At 34.0% G+C, this 15,659-nt stretch carries 18 protein-coding genes; 13 read left to right on the plus strand and 5 right to left on the minus strand.

What is annotated here, in order from left to right:
* The 12 genes from ABIB40_RS07245 to ABIB40_RS07300 all read left to right on the plus strand — a co-directional run.
* A partial coding sequence (locus ABIB40_RS07245) for a nuclear transport factor 2 family protein (protein ID WP_354357502.1) occupies positions 1 to 322 on the plus strand: 322 nt, incomplete at its 5' end.
* A 532-nt stretch (positions 323 to 854) separates the two neighbouring features.
* Positions 855 to 1,349 carry a GyrI-like domain-containing protein gene (locus tag ABIB40_RS07250; protein WP_354357504.1) on the plus strand — a complete coding sequence of 165 codons (495 nt, stop codon included), beginning with the start codon at positions 855 to 857 and terminating at the stop codon, positions 1,347 to 1,349.
* A 740-nt stretch (positions 1,350 to 2,089) separates the two neighbouring features.
* Positions 2,090 to 2,434, plus strand: coding sequence for a YciI family protein (locus ABIB40_RS07255; RefSeq protein ID WP_354357506.1), 345 nt, complete (start codon positions 2,090 to 2,092; stop codon positions 2,432 to 2,434).
* A 63-nt stretch (positions 2,435 to 2,497) separates the two neighbouring features.
* Positions 2,498 to 3,229 carry an alpha/beta hydrolase gene (locus ABIB40_RS07260; RefSeq protein WP_354357507.1) on the plus strand — a complete coding sequence of 244 codons (732 nt, stop codon included), beginning with the start codon at positions 2,498 to 2,500 and terminating at the stop codon, positions 3,227 to 3,229.
* A 2-nt stretch (positions 3,230 to 3,231) separates the two neighbouring features.
* The gene (locus ABIB40_RS07265) at positions 3,232 to 4,476 is read left to right on the plus strand and encodes an RNA polymerase sigma factor (RefSeq protein WP_354357509.1); all 1,245 of its coding nucleotides are present in this window, start codon (positions 3,232 to 3,234) and stop codon (positions 4,474 to 4,476) included.
* A 39-nt stretch (positions 4,477 to 4,515) separates the two neighbouring features.
* The gene (locus ABIB40_RS07270; protein ID WP_354357511.1) at positions 4,516 to 4,938 is read left to right on the plus strand and encodes an SRPBCC domain-containing protein; all 423 of its coding nucleotides are present in this window, start codon (positions 4,516 to 4,518) and stop codon (positions 4,936 to 4,938) included.
* Between the two features lie 41 nt (positions 4,939 to 4,979).
* Positions 4,980 to 5,450: a helix-turn-helix domain-containing protein gene (locus tag ABIB40_RS07275; protein WP_354357513.1), complete on the plus strand. Its 471-nt coding sequence runs from the start codon at positions 4,980 to 4,982 to the stop codon at positions 5,448 to 5,450.
* 39 nt (positions 5,451 to 5,489) lie between these two features.
* Complete coding sequence (locus ABIB40_RS07280; protein WP_354357515.1) at positions 5,490 to 5,900, plus strand: VOC family protein; 411 nt, start codon at positions 5,490 to 5,492, stop codon at positions 5,898 to 5,900.
* Between the two features lie 7 nt (positions 5,901 to 5,907).
* On the plus strand, positions 5,908 to 6,354 hold the full coding sequence (locus ABIB40_RS07285) for a DinB family protein (protein WP_354357517.1): 447 nt from the start codon (positions 5,908 to 5,910) through the stop codon (positions 6,352 to 6,354).
* Between the two features lie 64 nt (positions 6,355 to 6,418).
* Positions 6,419 to 6,604 carry a hypothetical protein gene (locus ABIB40_RS07290; protein ID WP_354357519.1) on the plus strand — a complete coding sequence of 62 codons (186 nt, stop codon included), beginning with the start codon at positions 6,419 to 6,421 and terminating at the stop codon, positions 6,602 to 6,604.
* Between the two features lie 162 nt (positions 6,605 to 6,766).
* The gene (locus ABIB40_RS07295; RefSeq protein WP_354357521.1) at positions 6,767 to 7,624 is read left to right on the plus strand and encodes a helix-turn-helix domain-containing protein; all 858 of its coding nucleotides are present in this window, start codon (positions 6,767 to 6,769) and stop codon (positions 7,622 to 7,624) included.
* Positions 7,625 to 7,700: 76 nt separating this feature from the next.
* Complete coding sequence (locus ABIB40_RS07300) at positions 7,701 to 8,303, plus strand: short chain dehydrogenase (RefSeq protein ID WP_354357523.1); 603 nt, start codon at positions 7,701 to 7,703, stop codon at positions 8,301 to 8,303.
* Between the two features lie 719 nt (positions 8,304 to 9,022).
* Here the strand turns inward: ABIB40_RS07300 and ABIB40_RS07305 are convergent.
* The 5 genes from ABIB40_RS07305 to ABIB40_RS07325 form a co-directional block, all read right to left on the minus strand.
* Positions 9,023 to 10,102 (minus strand): sensor histidine kinase, encoded by a 1,080-nt coding sequence (locus ABIB40_RS07305; protein ID WP_354357525.1) that lies wholly within the window; start codon positions 10,100 to 10,102, stop codon positions 9,023 to 9,025.
* Positions 10,103 to 10,353: 251 nt separating this feature from the next.
* Positions 10,354 to 11,088 carry a LytR/AlgR family response regulator transcription factor gene (locus ABIB40_RS07310; RefSeq protein ID WP_354357527.1) on the minus strand — a complete coding sequence of 245 codons (735 nt, stop codon included), beginning with the start codon at positions 11,086 to 11,088 and terminating at the stop codon, positions 10,354 to 10,356.
* Between the two features lie 86 nt (positions 11,089 to 11,174).
* Positions 11,175 to 11,546: a hypothetical protein gene (locus tag ABIB40_RS07315; protein ID WP_354357529.1), complete on the minus strand. Its 372-nt coding sequence runs from the start codon at positions 11,544 to 11,546 to the stop codon at positions 11,175 to 11,177.
* A 579-nt stretch (positions 11,547 to 12,125) separates the two neighbouring features.
* Positions 12,126 to 12,644, minus strand: coding sequence for a Crp/Fnr family transcriptional regulator (locus ABIB40_RS07320; RefSeq protein ID WP_354357531.1), 519 nt, complete (start codon positions 12,642 to 12,644; stop codon positions 12,126 to 12,128).
* 149 nt (positions 12,645 to 12,793) lie between these two features.
* A complete protein-coding gene (locus ABIB40_RS07325; protein WP_354357533.1) occupies positions 12,794 to 13,930 on the minus strand; it encodes a hypothetical protein in 1,137 nt (378 codons plus the stop codon).
* Positions 13,931 to 14,479: 549 nt separating this feature from the next.
* On the opposite strand from ABIB40_RS07325, the gene ABIB40_RS07330 reads away from it, so the two are divergent.
* The gene (locus tag ABIB40_RS07330) at positions 14,480 to 15,370 is read left to right on the plus strand and encodes an RteC domain-containing protein (RefSeq protein WP_354357535.1); all 891 of its coding nucleotides are present in this window, start codon (positions 14,480 to 14,482) and stop codon (positions 15,368 to 15,370) included.
* Positions 15,371 to 15,659 lie beyond the last annotated feature (289 nt).

The following is a 15,659-nucleotide window of genomic DNA, read 5'->3' on the forward strand; positions in this document are numbered from 1 at the left end:
TTTATTTAATAAAGCATTTCAAATAAAAGATGCAATACTACTTAAAGATTTGATAGCAACAGATTGTGTAATGGAAGGTGCTGATAATTTAATAACCAAAGGCCTAGACGATTGCTATAATTTTTGGCAAAATCTTATTGACACTCCAAATACACAGTTTGAACCCGAAAATATTATTGTTTTTGAAGAAAGGGCATTAATTCAATGGAAGTTTTGTTGGGGTGAAAATTTGGAAAACGCCACGCGAGGCATTAACTTAATGACCGTTTCAAATGGAAAAATTACTGAAGCAATTGGTTATGTAAAAGGAAATTTGAGCTAAAGACGTCAACACGACGTGTAAATCAAATAAATTTTACTTAACACATCAATTATGATAACCATAATTTTGCTTAGAAAAATAAATCAATAAGATGATGAATGCCAAAAAATAAAACAGGGTCGCAAAAATAGACAGTTGAACATCTAATTACATTAAATCTATTAAAATGGTATAAATGCAATTATTTTAATCGAAATATGCTCAAAAAACAGTTTAAAAATTGCTTTAAATGCATATAAATATTTAGTTTAATAAGCTATTGATAGCCATAAATTTTTTAAGAGAATTCGCTAATCATGTCATTCTTGAAATATAAAAGTAAACACAGCAAGAATCGTGGTTTATATTTGCCCATTGGGCATTAATACATCCTTAAAGATAGAGGTGTTTTTACGTGAATTATAAACATGAAGAGCCGTATGAAGGGAGACTTTCACGTACGATTCTATGAGAACGCAAAGGCGAAATTCCTTTGCTAGACTCGATTAGCGATCATTGTAGCATTACATTACTAATTAAATGAAAAAATAAAATGACGAATTACCAAGCAATTGTAAAAGAAAACGCAGAAAAATCGTATGCAGCATTACGAAAAGTAGTAGCTCGACAAGACATTTCCACAGAAATGCCTCCCTTAATTGGGACATTAATTAATTTACTAGATAAGGAAAATATCAACATAAATGGAGATTGTTTTTTCAGATATTTATCATGCACAGCCTCTGAACAAATGGTTGTAGAGATTGGTTTTCCAATTGAAAAAACTGACTCACAATCTGAAAGTATTGAATTTAGTTCATTTCCAGCCGGGAAATACCTTAGCGTAATTCATTCGGGGGACTATAAAAATTTAGGTGATGCACACATGTATTTAGAAGACTTTTCAAAATCAAATAATTTCACTCTCGATGAAAGTAAAACAGACATGGGTGTTAAATGGGGATGTAGAGTGGAATTTTATATAACTGAACCTGATGTCACGCCTATTGAAGAATGGAAAACAGAAGTCTTATTTCTTTTAAAATAGAAATTTGTTTCTTTATAAAAAATGATACAAAAAAAACAAAGAACCGCTAATCGTGTAGACGCCTCTGCCAGAAATCTGATAGAATGCGCCTCTCACACCACCATACGTAGGGGTCTCCTATACGGCGGTTCGTAAAATGATGGGTTGAGTTTTGTGTAAGTCTCCAACACTGGATTGTAGACTTTCTGCTTTATCCGTTTGATAGTTATGGTAGTATTAAGAATTGGGCTTTGCGCAATGCGCCAACCTCCTTATGTTGTCCTGTTCCATGCTTCGGCATATTCGGCATTTATTCCTAAACGTATCAGGTTTTCCGTTTACATTCGGGCTTCTTCCCGTCCGTCCAAATGCAATAACGCAGTCGGTTACGCAACGGAGAAATACCCTGGTTAAAAAATAAATTGCTAGTCATTTATAACACTATGTCAGATAAACTGACGTAGTGGGTTTGTAACATCGCTAAACTTATGAACTAGTTAAAAAATGGGGATTGCCAAACAAATAGCAATTTGAGCACTATTATAACAAAACAAAAACGGTTCGGATGTAAATTCGAAGCGTTTTTGTGTTTAATTACGACTTGATTCCTTAAGTAGTTAATAGTATACATTAGCTAAATTTACAACTCCATATCAAAGACAATATATCAAATTTTTTATCTTTGAATGTCCCTTTTGACCAAACCAGATTGTTATTAGGTAATAGTTAAAATATTTAATAACAATTTTAAATCAAAAAAAATGAAAGAGTACATTCTTATTTTTAGACACGAAAACGTGAACGGTAAAGTTTCTCCAGAACAAATTCAACAATGGATGAAACAACAAATGGATTGGGTAAACAGTATTGTTGCACAAAATAAATTTGTGAGTGGTACAGGGTTGTTATTTGACGATGCCAAAGTAGTAAATCACAAAAAGTTCGTCACAAATGGTCCTTTTGGAGATATTAAAGAAACTCTCGGTGGCTACATTATTGTAAAATCAGAATCTGCAGACGAAGCAGCAGAATTTGCAAAAGGTGCACCAATTTTACAAGGGGAAGGTAATACAGTAGAAGTGAGACAAATTATGCAACATAAATAGGAAATAAAAGGTTGTCTCAAACAGGCAACCTTTTTTAGTATTTTCAAAATCAATAATTTTTAGATGAAAAAGACTTTAAAAAGGATAGGGTACTTGATTTTATCGCTGTTGGTTATAGGTTGTATGGCTTTTTTTGCTTGGGCTTCTTTTGGTTATGATGCGGATAAAAAAGTACTGTCAAATGCCCTGAAGAATCGAGATGTTAGTATTGAAAATACAGATGAGTATATTTCAGTTAGACCGTTTAACTATAAAAGCAATAAAGGATATATTTTTTATCCAGGAGCCAAAGTGCAACCAGAAGCATATATCTCAAAACTGTCTGCAATTGCGGTTTCCAATAATATAGAAATCTTTATTCCTAAAATGTATATGAATCTTGCATTCTTTGGAATTAATAAAGCAGGGGAAATTCAGAAGCAGTTTCCTAAAATCATACATTGGTATATTGGAGGTCACTCGCTTGGTGGTTCTATGGCCTGTGTGTATGCTAGTAAAAACAATAAAACTTTCGATGGTATTTTGATTTTCGGTACGTATAGTGGTACAGATATTTCAAAAGAATTAACAAAAGTCAGAAGTATTAATGGCGAACAAGATGGAGTGTTTCCGCCAGAGAAGATTAAAAAGCACAAAGGAGAGTTGCCAAATGATGCACAAATCCTATTTGTTAAAGGTATGAATCATGCAGACATCGGAAATTATGGTTTCCAATCAGGAGATAATCCTTCGAAATTAACAAATAATGTTGTTACTGATGAACTTGTTAATGCTACAAAAGGTTTTTTTGAATAATAATGGATAGTGATAAAAATGAATTGGTTCCACATCTATTTAGAACAGAATACAGTAAAATGGTTTCTGTTCTAACCAAGTCATTTGGTATTGAGCACATTGAAACTGCAGAAGATATTGTTAGCGAAACTTTTTTATCGGCACTTGATAATTGGTCATATAATAAAACGCCTGAAAACCCAACGGCTTGGCTTTATATTGTTGCAAAAAACAAATTGAGAAATCATCTTGCAAGAAACAATACGTTTAGCAAAATTGTATCTGAACAATTAACCAACAAAGATTCGATAAAAGAAATTGGGATTGACTTTTCGGATGATATTATTTCTGATAGTCAGCTTCAAATGCTTTTTGCGGTTTGTCATCCGTCTATTTCAACCGAAGCACAAATTTGTTTAGCATTACGCATACTTTGTGGGCTAGGGCTAAATGAAATAGCAGACGCATTTTTATCGAACAAAGAAACGATTCACAAACGATTACAAAGGGCTAAAGCAAAACTTCAGTCAGAAAAGATCAAGATTGAAATGCCAAATGATCTAGAAATCAATGAGCGTTTAAATACCGTTTTACAAACAATATATCTTTTATACAGTGAAGGTTATTATTCAGAAAGTAACAACACTATTGTTCGTAAAAACCTTTGCGTTGAAGCTTTAAATTTAACGTATTTACTTTTGGACAATCCAATTACGAACAATCACGCTACAAATAGTTTAATGTCACTAATGTGTTTTCACACTTCACGATTAGAAGCAAGGCAAACGGCAAATGGAAACATTGTGCTGTATGACGACCAAGACCGAACACTTTGGGACACAGAGTTTATTGAAAAAGGATTTTACTATTTACAACAAGCTTCTAAATGGCAAATCACATCAACATACTATATTGAAGCAAGTATTGCTTATTGGCATACAGTTGACAGCATAAATCCTGATAAATGGACTAGCATTTTGAATTTATACGATGCTTTATTGTTAGCCAACAATTCTCAAATAGTAGCCTTAAATAGAATTTGGGCATTCTCAAAAGTGTATGGAAATTTATTAGCCATAACAGAAGCCGAAAAATTAGATTTAAAAACAAATCATTTTTATTTTACTTTAATTGGAGAACTCCATATAAATATTGACAATGCCAAAGCAAAAGATAATTTCCAAAAAGCATTGTTGTTAGCAAAAACAAATACGGATAAACAAACCATTCAAAAAAAATTAGATACTATCAATTTTGAAAATCAATAACATTACTTTTAGACACTGAAAGTAAATTCTACATAAATTATGGCAACAAATATTTCGACAATAACAATTAATGCTCCAAAGCAAAAAATTTGGGATATTCTAACAAAACCCGAATTTGTAAAACTTTGGCAATACGGCAGTAAATTACAGACAAGTTGGGAAGTTGGAACAACAATAAAATTTAGAACAGAGTGGGAAGACAAAGTCTTTGAACAATGGGGAAAAGTTATCGAATTCAAACCAACCGATAAATTAAGTTACTCCTTATTTGCTCCAAGACCAGACGTTGAAGACAAACCAGAAAATTATTTTATAATGAATTATGTTTTGACTGAAATTAATGGAAAAACAAAACTCGAAATTATTCAAGAAGACAACAGACCAAACGCAGTTCAGGAAGAACCTCAGGGAGAAGAAAATCCAATTTTAAAATCCTTAAAAGAAATTGCTGAAAAAAACTAATGAAACAAAAACGAACTGCAAATATCATATCTAAAAAATAATTGTTAAGTAAAAAATGCAATATGACAGATCAACACTATCCTAATATTTATCTCTACAAACGGATTGTTCAGTCTAAACTTTTTATAGATATTCATTTTGCTGAAAAAATAGATACAGATAATATTGCAGATGAAGCCTATTTCTCAAAATTTCATTTTATCCGCCTTTTCAAACAAATTTATAATAAAACTCCACATCAATATTTAAAATCGGTTAGACTCCAAAAAGCAAAAGAGCTTTTAAAAAATGGTGCTACCGTTTCAGAAGTTTGTGTTTTGGTAGGTTTTGAAAGTGTAGGTTCTTTCAGTGCTTTATTCAAAAATACGTTTGGTAGTTCTCCCACTACTTTTTTGGCAAATCAATTAAAAAAAGATGCCGAGATGAATGCAAATCCACTAAAATTTATTCCGGGTTGTATAGCTTCCAAAAGTGGTTGGCTGAAAAATAGCAATTTTCGAGAAACAGAATAAAAATGAATTGCTGTAATTTGTAATCTAAATAATTAAAACATGATTACAAAATTAACACATACCTGTGTGTATGTACTCAATCAAGACGACGCTTACGATTTTTATGTAAATAAATTAGGCTTCAAAGTTATAATGGATATGCCAATGAGTCCAGGCGCTAGATGGCTAACAGTATCTCCAAAAGAACAAGAAGGGATCGAAATAAATTTATTTCCACTAGTAGAAGGTATTATGTTTGATGCAGAAACCTTAAAAACGATGAAAGATCTCGTCCAAAAAGGAACTTTTGGTGCCGCTGTATTTGAATGTACCGACATTTATGCTACCTACGAAGAACTTAAAAGCAAAGGCGTGATATTCAAAAAACCGCCTACCGAAGAATTTTATGGCATAGAAGCTTTATTTCAAGATAATTCGGGTAATTGGTTTTCACTAGGACAAAAAAAATAACAAGAATATGAAAACTACATTAGATATAATTTGCCGAGAGGAATTACTAGCAAGAATAAATTTGCTTGATGAAAATAAAACGGCTCTATGGGGTAAAATGAATGTGATACAAATGATAAAGCATTGTATTTTATGGGAAGAAATGGTTTTTGGAGAAAAAACATACAAACGGGTTTTCATTGGACGTATTTTTGGAAAAATGGCTTTACGAAATATTTTGAAAGATGATAAACCATTAAAGCGGAATACACCCACAATACCCGAATTTATAATAAAAGAAACAAGTGGGAATTTAGTTGATGAAAAAATAAACTGGATAGCAATTATTCGACAATACGAACATTTTACTAACGATCATTTTATTCATCCCTTTTTCGGGAAAATGACCAAAGAACAAATTGGTATTATGGCGTACAAACATATCGACCATCATTTGAGGCAGTTTGGGGTTTAGATTGAAAAAAAAATCGTTAAAACGCCTAAATCAACTTATAACAACAAAATAAACAGAAAATTATATGAAAAGAGATTTGGATAAAGCGACTATTGTTATTAAATCATTACTTAACAAATGTGAAAAATCGTTACAAAAATTAACAAATGGAACTTCTCAACATACTCTATTAATAAACAGAATTGAAGCACTAAAAATTGCTTTAACTTTAATAGAAAAAGAAATATTAAATAAAACAACGAATAGTTAACAGTATTACTTGGCAAAACAGGAAAATTTGTAACTAATTTGAAATTGGATTTCTATTGAACTTTTGTGTTAAAATGAATGTTTGTGCTTCGATTTCCTAACCTTGCAAAGCCTCAAACCATTATGTGTATTGCTAATACCTAATAATCGAATCTATATCTAAATGATTTATAATTTTCCTCCTACTGAAATTGATACCAATGACAATTCTTTTCTTGTTGTTGAAAACACTTTTTTTGCCAAGTTTAAAAAAGAAAATAAAACAGCCATAAAAAAAGTGTTTCTCACAGAAAATGTCTTGGTATTCATTTTAAAAGGACACAAACAGCTGCATATAGAAAACGAAACTGTTCAAGTAACATCTCAAGAGATTATCTTTTTGAAAAAAGGAATTTACGCAATGGCGGAATATTTTGAAAAAGAACAGCAATTTGAAGCAATCTTATTATTCCTAAATCCAAAGATAATTAAAGAAGTAGTGGCTCAATATCAAATTCAAACGACTACTAATTTCACCCACGTACCTTTTCTGAAAATTGAGAGCAATCCAATAATAGAAACCTATAAAAATCAACTGAGTCAGTATTTCACGGAAAATTCATTAAAAGATAAAGGCATTTTATTGCTTAAGCAAAAAGAGATTTTACTGTATTTACTAAAAACAGTTCCGTCTTCGCAAACCATTCCTTTTTGGGATTCGGTAATATCTACCTCTTCGGAAAATATAATGTATGTTATGGAAAAATATTTATTTCAAAAACTATCCCTTAAAGATTATGCTAATCTTACAAACAGAAGCCTTTCAACTTTTAAACGAGATTTTGCAAGTATTTACAGTTCATCGCCTACAAAATGGATTAATCAAAAACGTTTAGAATATTCTTGTTTGCTATTAAAAAACACAAAAAATACAATTTCAGAAACTGCTGAAAATTGCGGTTTTGAGAGCCTCTCTTATTTTACAAGAATTTTCAAAAAAACGTATATGATGACTCCAACTGAATTTAGAACCAATAATTAAAAAGAATGGACTTTTTCTATTACTATACAACTACTTTCATCCTATAATTTTACAGAATTAATTTAAAAAAAAGGATATGAAAATTTTAATTGTAGGTGGTACTGGAACTATAGGAAAAAAGATTGTGGAAGCGTTCAAAACAAAACACGAAGTTATTATTGCAGGTAGGAATAGCGGAGATATAAATGTTGACTTGACAGATAAAACCTCAATTATAAAAATGTATGAAGAACTTAAAGAAGTAGATGCCTGTATTTGTACAGCTGGAACGGGCTTTTATGGAGATTATTACGCAATGACCGAAGAGGACCTAATGATAGGAATTAAGGGAAAAATGCTAGGGCAAATGAATTTAGTATTAATCGGGAAAAAATATATTTCGAAAGAAGGCTCTTTTACCCTTACATCAGGAATAGCAGCAGAGCATCCAGCAAAAAATGGTACTGCTGTTGCCACAATAAATGGGGCTATCAATAGTTTTGTTTTAGCTTCTGCTCAAGAACTGAAAAACGACATTAAAATCAATGTGGTAAGTCCAGGTCTAGTTGAAGATAGTTTTGAAAGATACGGTGATTTTTTCCCTGGGTACAATTTAGCACCAATGAAAAAAATTGTAAACGCATACATATTAAGCGTAGAGGGGGCAATAAACGGCAAAATATTGAAAGTTTTTTCTTAAGAGTGTACTCTTAAGTAGAGTTTGCTCGATTTTAATTTAAGTCTTTTCCTCAATAAAAATTCTCTCCAAGTATTTTTCCAATCTTATAATCGGGGAATAGATTAATTCCTTTGGTGAATAATTTTTGAAAATTATTTTCAGGTGAAACAAAATTTATTTTCTTACCTGATTTAAAAACATCTTGATAAAGGGCAACAATTTTAGAAATAGTAAGAATCTCAAGTCGACCATTTCCATATTGAAATTAGCAAATACCGTTTGACTATTATTAAATTAAACTCAAATTGCAAACAAAAATCAATAAGCTTCTTAATGACCTAAACGAACAACTTAACTTTATTAATTTAGAAATTGTCCGTTCATTGCGAAAGTGCTATTGATATGGGCTTAAAAACATTACAAACTCTAAAAATCATAGTTTATGTGAATTTTTCATAATAAACCTGTTGATCTTTTCGAGCTTGGCAAAACCAGTGAGTTTATTTCGCTTTCTAATTTGCCATTGAAAATGTAATAGCGGGTTATTAAATTGTATCAGCTCTCGATACAGTTGTAACAAAGTTAACTGAAAGAATAGGGACTATTTATTTCCCGAATTTGGCAATGGGCAGCAACATCAAAAAACGATGTTATTTACCTAGAAATCAGACTCATGAAGCATCCACAATTAACACATCAAAAATTTGACCTGACCAAAACGCTTTAATCAAGCTATTTATTTACAGAACACTAAAGTTAATATCTAACCGAACAAAAAAATGGTCTGAATCAATTGTTCCATATTCCATACTGAACCTCCCCTTATAGTTCAACCTAAGCCTAGTTTGAATATTTTCGAGCCCCCTAAGAAGACCCTTCGGTGCCTTGTCTTCCTTTTTCAGGTTGTAAGTAGAGATTGTTAAGGTTTTTCCATCTGTGGTTACATCTATTTTGGCGGGATTATCCTTCTTATGAATATTGCCATGTTTGAACAAATTCTCCACCAAAGTGAGTAATACCAGTGGAATAAGCCTGAATTCTCCCGCCACATTCGAGTGTGTGAATTCGACAAATACCCTTTCTTTGAATCTTAACTGATAGAGCCTAATCAGAGATTCTACCTGTAGTATTTCTTCCATTAAAGGCGGCTCTAAATCTTGTTGACCCGCGTTCACAGCGAACCTCATAAGTTCAGATAAATCAATAACTGCCTGTGCCGCTTGTGCATCCGTTCGAAGCACACTATCGTGGATAAATCCCAAGATATTGAAGATGAAGTGGGGGTTAATCTGGGCTTTGAGGTAGGAGTTTGTTGCTTCATGGAGGGCAGTCTCCAATTCTTTATTACGCAAGTGGCTTTCAAGTTCTTGCCTTTGGGAAAGTTCTTTTTTTAATCGTTCTTCTTCATAGCGGAGAAACATGTAATAAAAACAGGAAAGCCCTATAAAAAACAAGCAGCGCCATAGAGTCTGCATGAGGTAAGGGAGATCAACAAAATCGAAGAAGAGTTCAGCTTGATGCCCAACAAGCATTGCATCAATGAAGGTCTTTAAAGTGATAAATATAGCGATCTCCACTACAAGGTAAGCCGAAAACATCACAACGCGCCATCTCTTTCTATCCAAGCCATTTCTTAACACTAATAAAGTGTTAGAATAAAATAAGATAATATTTAGGGAATAATGCAATAAATATGCAACGGGTTTGTCGAACCTACCTACGGCTAATCCGACTAATACCACTTCACAAAGAATGTAAAGCGACCATCCGATAATGTGGATTTGGTTTGCAATCGCCCATTTTTGAATTTGCTTAGTCATCTCAGAATATGGATTGGTGTACGCTCAGGTAATTCCGGTGTACTATTTTTTAGTAGTCTAAATGGTAGTAATAGTTTCATTAAAAAAAATAAATATTATGAAACAACAAACATCAAAACTGACCAAGAGAACGGTATTCGTTTTCAAACGAGCGATGGATCAACCGGGAACTTCAACCGATCCGACTGCCACAACTGTAATCATCATTGCAATCGAAACTCTTCGGACAACACCTTAGCGATCACAACTGATTAAGAATACCGGCCGGATCTTATCAGGTTTTTTTCAACATAATTTATTAAAGCGCCCTTATATTCCTTACCAATTGGGATAATGTTATTATCAGAGATTTTTACGCTATTGCCCAGCAAATGTTGGATTTTGTCCAAATTGATAATATAGCTTCTATGTACGCGCATTAGTTTCGTATTCGCTAGTTCCTGCTCTACATGCCCCATTGTATTTTTTATATCATGTGAAATACCACCAACGATGTTCAGGCGGACGTAGTTTTTTAAAGCTTGAATAAACAGTAAATCCTCAACGTATAATTTAAGCATCCTATTTTTTTCCGCAGACTTGATAAATAATATATTTTTTTCGTGATAAATAGATTTGGATAGCCTCTTTTCTATCAAGTGGCGAATGGAGTTTATGAATTTTATACTGCCGATGGGTTTGACGAGGAAATCATCTGCGTGGACGCCAAATGCATCGATCGCATATTTTGAATGGGCGGTGGTGAATACCACGAGGTTAGTAGAATCCCCTAGCATATTTGCAAGCTCTATGCCTGAAAGGCCAGGCATATCCACGTCAATGAAAATAATATCGATCTTATCGGACTGCTTTATCTCCGCAAGTGCGTGGATCGGATCTGTAAAGCTTTTAACAAGCTTTAACACTGGAATTTGTTTGATATGCTCTGTCAGTGTCGCAATAGCATAGTCTTCATCATCAATAATCGCGCAATTATAGTTTTCCATAGTAACAAGTGTGGGTCGACCGTTATCATTTCAATAGTAGATAGTATAAGACCAAAGCAATTTGCTATTTGGAAGATGCTATCTGATCATTTATTTTTTTTAACTAATTGCTCCAAATACTTAATGTTTTCACGTTGGTTCGCAATAAGTTCCTCTTGTACAAAATTGAGTTTTACTTCTCTATCTAACTGTCCCTTAAGTACCTCAATACGTTCCATCGTCCGATTATCTTCATCTACCTTGAATGCAAGTAAAGGTTCTTGAGAATAATAGTAGCCAAAAAAATCATGATTTAGAACTTTACAGCAAGCCAGTAAAAGCTCCGTATCGACAGATTCTCTATCGAAAATATCATAAATTGTTTCGCGTGATTTATTAAGTAGCTTACCCAATTCAGTTGCACCAACTTTCCTTAAGTCCGCCTGAATCCTAATCTGTTTGCCTATATGGATTGCCATTTACAAATTTTTCCAAAAACTGTCAAGTTAGGAGACTTAATGTGTTTGATTTAATAACACACTATGTATGATTTTATACAAATACATCGTGATATACATAGAGTGCCAAAGGTTTAACAAGCAATGTTCATGTATGAACTACAACTGCTCAAATCATCCATATATAGTTCCGATCAGATTTTTTATAATTGCTTTCATGGCAACCGGTTGCTAATCTAATTAGTCGAGGAATTAGAGACGAGCGAAGTCTTTCTTTTCAATGGAAATAGCAGTGCCACTGCTGGAATCATTTCAATTACTGTAATTAATCAGATAAGCAAAATTTCCAATTGATGAGGGTAGATCTTATTGAGGATCTCCTTTGTGGAAAGTCCATAACTGCTGAGCTTTGGAGTTGCAGTAATATGCAAAATGACCATTTATTAGTCCTTAACAAAGCACTGAAACTTGATTGGACAATAGAAACTACTCTGTAATCATAGCATAAAGCTCCGTTGTCCTCTCCAATTACCCCGTAGACAATCTGATTTAATCGGTACAATCAAACTTTATTTTACGGACATCCGTTGTCATTGAATTTCATTTTTGCCCCCGTATCCTACTTAGTGTTCGTTCATCTATCCCCAGATATGAAGCAATGTCTTTTACGGCAGCTTTTTTTACAAGTTCTGGCTGAATGGCCAATACCGCCTGCAATCGACCAGATGCACGGAGCGTATTGCGGATAACCAGTTGGTCAATGAACTTGGCCAATTGTTCCCAATGGTATGCTTTGATGATTTCTGCGGCCTCACGAAAGTGATGGACTATGCTCAAGAAATGTTTTTCTGGAATGTTAATGATGGTGGTATCCTCCAAAAATTCAAAAGAAAGTAGTCCCGTGCCGATTTTTGGGTGATCTCCAAAACTCGGTAAGAATTCCCCATTGAACCAGAAGCCCAAGGTGTGCTCTTTTAAATTTTCAAAATCATAGGCGTAAAGCCTTATGCATCCGTGTGCAAGAAAAGGGAAAGCTCCAATGGTGATCTGATCAATCGGGAGTTTCTGATGTTTTTGGTAATGTGTGGTCTTAATGATAATTCGAAGGTATGACTTCATCCCATGGGAACATTGACCATAGCGTCCAAGCTGATCAATGTAGTTTTCATTTTCCATAACTTTTTTTGACTACAAAGGAAACGGAATATAAAACCTTGTCAAGTTGCAAAAAAAGCAATATGGAGCAACCCCAGTTTTTAGGGTGATGCCTAATACGTTTCTTCGGCAATGACCCACATTTGTGATAGTTTTTCGATTACTTTCTTAATATCTTCTGAAGCGTGGGAATAATAGGCGTTTTTGAAACTTTTTTCGGATATCGTGCCACCTTCGATTGTACTAAACCTAGAAGCAAAATATTGATGTACCTGTTTTGCCGTGCGCGTGAGGAGTATGCCTGTCTCTACCTGCAGGAAAACAAAAAAAGCAAACTGCCTAACTGAGAGGGACACAGTAAAACTACCAAGAAAAGGGTCTTTATCAGCATTTCCATATCCAGCATCCATTAAATGGTCAATCAATTTGAGCTCCGTCTCAATGTATGATATCAATGCGATGCCTAACTTTGGACGGCCTTTAAAAAAGCTTTTACTGGCGAAGATCGACGCTTGTTCAAAGGTCTTTTGTAAATGGAATAGGTATTGCTGCTGCTCAAGCGGATCATTGATCGTTTTCAACTGCGAGTCGAGATGATAGCAAACCTGATGGTAGATCTTTATCGAATTGAATCCATGGCAGATAAATAGACTGACCATACCCTCGAAAGATTTTACGAAAACACCATGGGTGTCCTCTAGAGATTGGGTTAAACTTTCCCATTGGTCGATACTTGAAATAGACCAGGAATATTCTTTGAGCGTTAGTTTATTTACACAGATCTTGTGAAGTTCTACCGTAAGTTCGCTTGATACCGAGCTGCCTATTTTACTCAACCTTTCTAACAATAAGCCTTTCTGTGATTTGCTAATCTGTTTGGGCAACGGGCATCTGTTATCTAAATAAGACGAAAAGGTATGGATCATAAAATCCATCAATTCCAAACAATGGGTATATGCATTTTCCGATAAAGTTTTTTTTATGGTTGATGTTTTAAGGTCTTTTCTGTCACCAACTTCAAATGAAAATGAATCGATGATTTGCGTGAGCGCAATCTGATGCATCCGGAAATATTGAATGAGCGTGTGCTTGCTATTTCCACTACAGGCATTTGAAATAAATCTAGTCTTTATTTCGAAGGTTCTGGTCTCCAATTCTTCCCTCCTCATCCTTAAATAACCTTCTGAAATGGTCTTTTTAAATTTCAGTTCCCTAAGAATCGCATCTATATAGAAGAATTCATATTGCATGGTCGTTTTTTGATACAATTTACCACTGCTTTTAGTCAGATATAATTATTGTACACCAAAACGATCTAAGGGATGACAAAAATGTAACCATAGACGACAAAGCCAAACCATAGGCCCAAAATACGGAATATCTTGTTCATAAATATCGCAGCTACATCTTTTTTCCGGAGGGTTGCTAGAATCAGCAACCGTTTAGCAACTTGTAATATATGTTCTAGCTCCCTAAATTTGAGACAACCAACTCAAAGTTATATGATTTTTGGCAAAGGATAACCCGCAAACCACTCCATTGACGATGCGGATGAGATATGGTTCGCAATTGAGATAAAGCAATTATGGTGCACTACAAACAATATAGATACTGGTTATAATCTGACTAAATACCTTTAAGGAAGTCAGCACTTTTTTTGGGAAAAATAAAATATGAGTTTAACACTATTTTGGATATCCCTTATATGCTGAGTATGCGATTATTGAAAAATATTTAATTATTTCTTAGGTTTTAATCTTAGAATATGGTCTTCGAAAGTCATTTAAAAAATTCTAACTATGAAACAGCTTAACTTTGAGTCTCTGTATCAGAAGATGGTGCAAGATCTATCTGGAATCCATCGGGAAGACATAACCCCGATAAAAAAGCTTTCCTCTTTACTTACCCGCATTAAAACAGATTTATTAAAATTGAAGAACCATCTAATCGAAAATCCCGCTTTAACAAGCGAAGAAGAAATCATTTTTTTTAAGGAAACTAAACCTAAGTTCTTTCAATGGCAAATCTACTATCTTGAACTGTATAACATTGAAAATGCTAGACCTATTTTGGGAGTTAGGGAAGTTAAAAAACACTATGAGAACCAGCTTAAATTCTACACATTGTTTCTGCACCAAAATGAGTTTAACTATCAATATTATAAGTTGAGGGCCTCGGAACTGGATAGCCAATATTTCATTAGAGGATCTGTTGTAACTGATGTCCTCACTCCAGAAATTCCAGAAGTAGATCCTTCCTTTAGCACAGGCATCGGCTATCTGTTTTCAAAATTTATGGCCTATGAAAAGCTACAGAAATATATTCTTGACCAACTTTCCTTAATTTCAGAAGATTCTTCGAAACCACCTTTACAAAAAGATTCTATTCAACGACTTACCTGGACCGGCGATAAAACCAATTTGGTTGAAGTTATTTATGGGCTATTTTACACGGGGCAGCTCAATCATGGAAATGCCACTGTTGCAGACATCATCAAATGGATGGAGGAGCAGCTTGACGTAGATTTAAAAAGGGCCTATAGGAACTTTTTAGATATTAGAAACAGGAAAAGAGACAGCCATACCCGGTACTTAGATAAAATGAGGGCATCCATTGAACAGCGCGTAGATGAAGATAATCGATATGAACCAAACCGAGGGATAAAGCTTCGCGATAATCAAGAAAAGTAAGACCACCTCTACCCTACTTTGTGGAATTGAAAACCTGCATGCCTACCCGTTTCCTAGCAACAATTATGGATGCTCATTACGAGTAATCACATGTAATTCAAGCGCTTTTTAAAGCAATCACCTGAGAGGTTAAGTGGTTGCGCAACCTACTGCAAGAACAAAAACAAGAGAAATTGAGCATGAGGTGCTTCGTGTAAATCTTCGTTAGATAGCTTTTGATTTACTAATTCAATAATGGGAAACTCAATCTACGATTTTCTCAAACGCATATACGCATCATATCTTCGGG

Origin of the sequence: Pedobacter sp. UYP30 (genome assembly GCF_040547165.1) — a bacterium.
GTDB lineage: Bacteria > Bacteroidota > Bacteroidia > Sphingobacteriales > Sphingobacteriaceae > Pedobacter.

Bases quoted from the DNA above. Each gene is read 5' to 3' on its own strand.
- ABIB40_RS07265 (WP_354357509.1), top strand. From the start codon at position 3,232: ATGGATAGTGATAAAAATGAATTGGTTCCACATCTATTTAGAACAGAA.
- ABIB40_RS07330 (WP_354357535.1), top strand. From the start codon at position 14,480: ATGAAACAGCTTAACTTTGAGTCTCTGTATCAGAAGATGGTGCAAGAT.
- ABIB40_RS07290 (WP_354357519.1), top strand. From the start codon at position 6,419: ATGAAAAGAGATTTGGATAAAGCGACTATTGTTATTAAATCATTACTT.
- ABIB40_RS07250 (WP_354357504.1), top strand. From the start codon at position 855: ATGACGAATTACCAAGCAATTGTAAAAGAAAACGCAGAAAAATCGTAT.
- ABIB40_RS07260 (WP_354357507.1), top strand. From the start codon at position 2,498: ATGAAAAAGACTTTAAAAAGGATAGGGTACTTGATTTTATCGCTGTTG.
- ABIB40_RS07255 (WP_354357506.1), top strand. From the start codon at position 2,090: ATGAAAGAGTACATTCTTATTTTTAGACACGAAAACGTGAACGGTAAA.
- ABIB40_RS07280 (WP_354357515.1), top strand. From the start codon at position 5,490: ATGATTACAAAATTAACACATACCTGTGTGTATGTACTCAATCAAGAC.
- ABIB40_RS07325 (WP_354357533.1), bottom strand. From the start codon at position 13,930: ATGCAATATGAATTCTTCTATATAGATGCGATTCTTAGGGAACTGAAA.
- ABIB40_RS07285 (WP_354357517.1), top strand. From the start codon at position 5,908: ATGAAAACTACATTAGATATAATTTGCCGAGAGGAATTACTAGCAAGA.
- ABIB40_RS07300 (WP_354357523.1), top strand. From the start codon at position 7,701: ATGAAAATTTTAATTGTAGGTGGTACTGGAACTATAGGAAAAAAGATT.
- ABIB40_RS07305 (WP_354357525.1), bottom strand. From the start codon at position 10,102: ATGACTAAGCAAATTCAAAAATGGGCGATTGCAAACCAAATCCACATT.
- ABIB40_RS07320 (WP_354357531.1), bottom strand. From the start codon at position 12,644: ATGAAGTCATACCTTCGAATTATCATTAAGACCACACATTACCAAAAA.
- ABIB40_RS07315 (WP_354357529.1), bottom strand. From the start codon at position 11,546: ATGGCAATCCATATAGGCAAACAGATTAGGATTCAGGCGGACTTAAGG.
- ABIB40_RS07295 (WP_354357521.1), top strand. From the start codon at position 6,767: ATGATTTATAATTTTCCTCCTACTGAAATTGATACCAATGACAATTCT.
- ABIB40_RS07270 (WP_354357511.1), top strand. From the start codon at position 4,516: ATGGCAACAAATATTTCGACAATAACAATTAATGCTCCAAAGCAAAAA.
- ABIB40_RS07310 (WP_354357527.1), bottom strand. From the start codon at position 11,088: ATGGAAAACTATAATTGCGCGATTATTGATGATGAAGACTATGCTATT.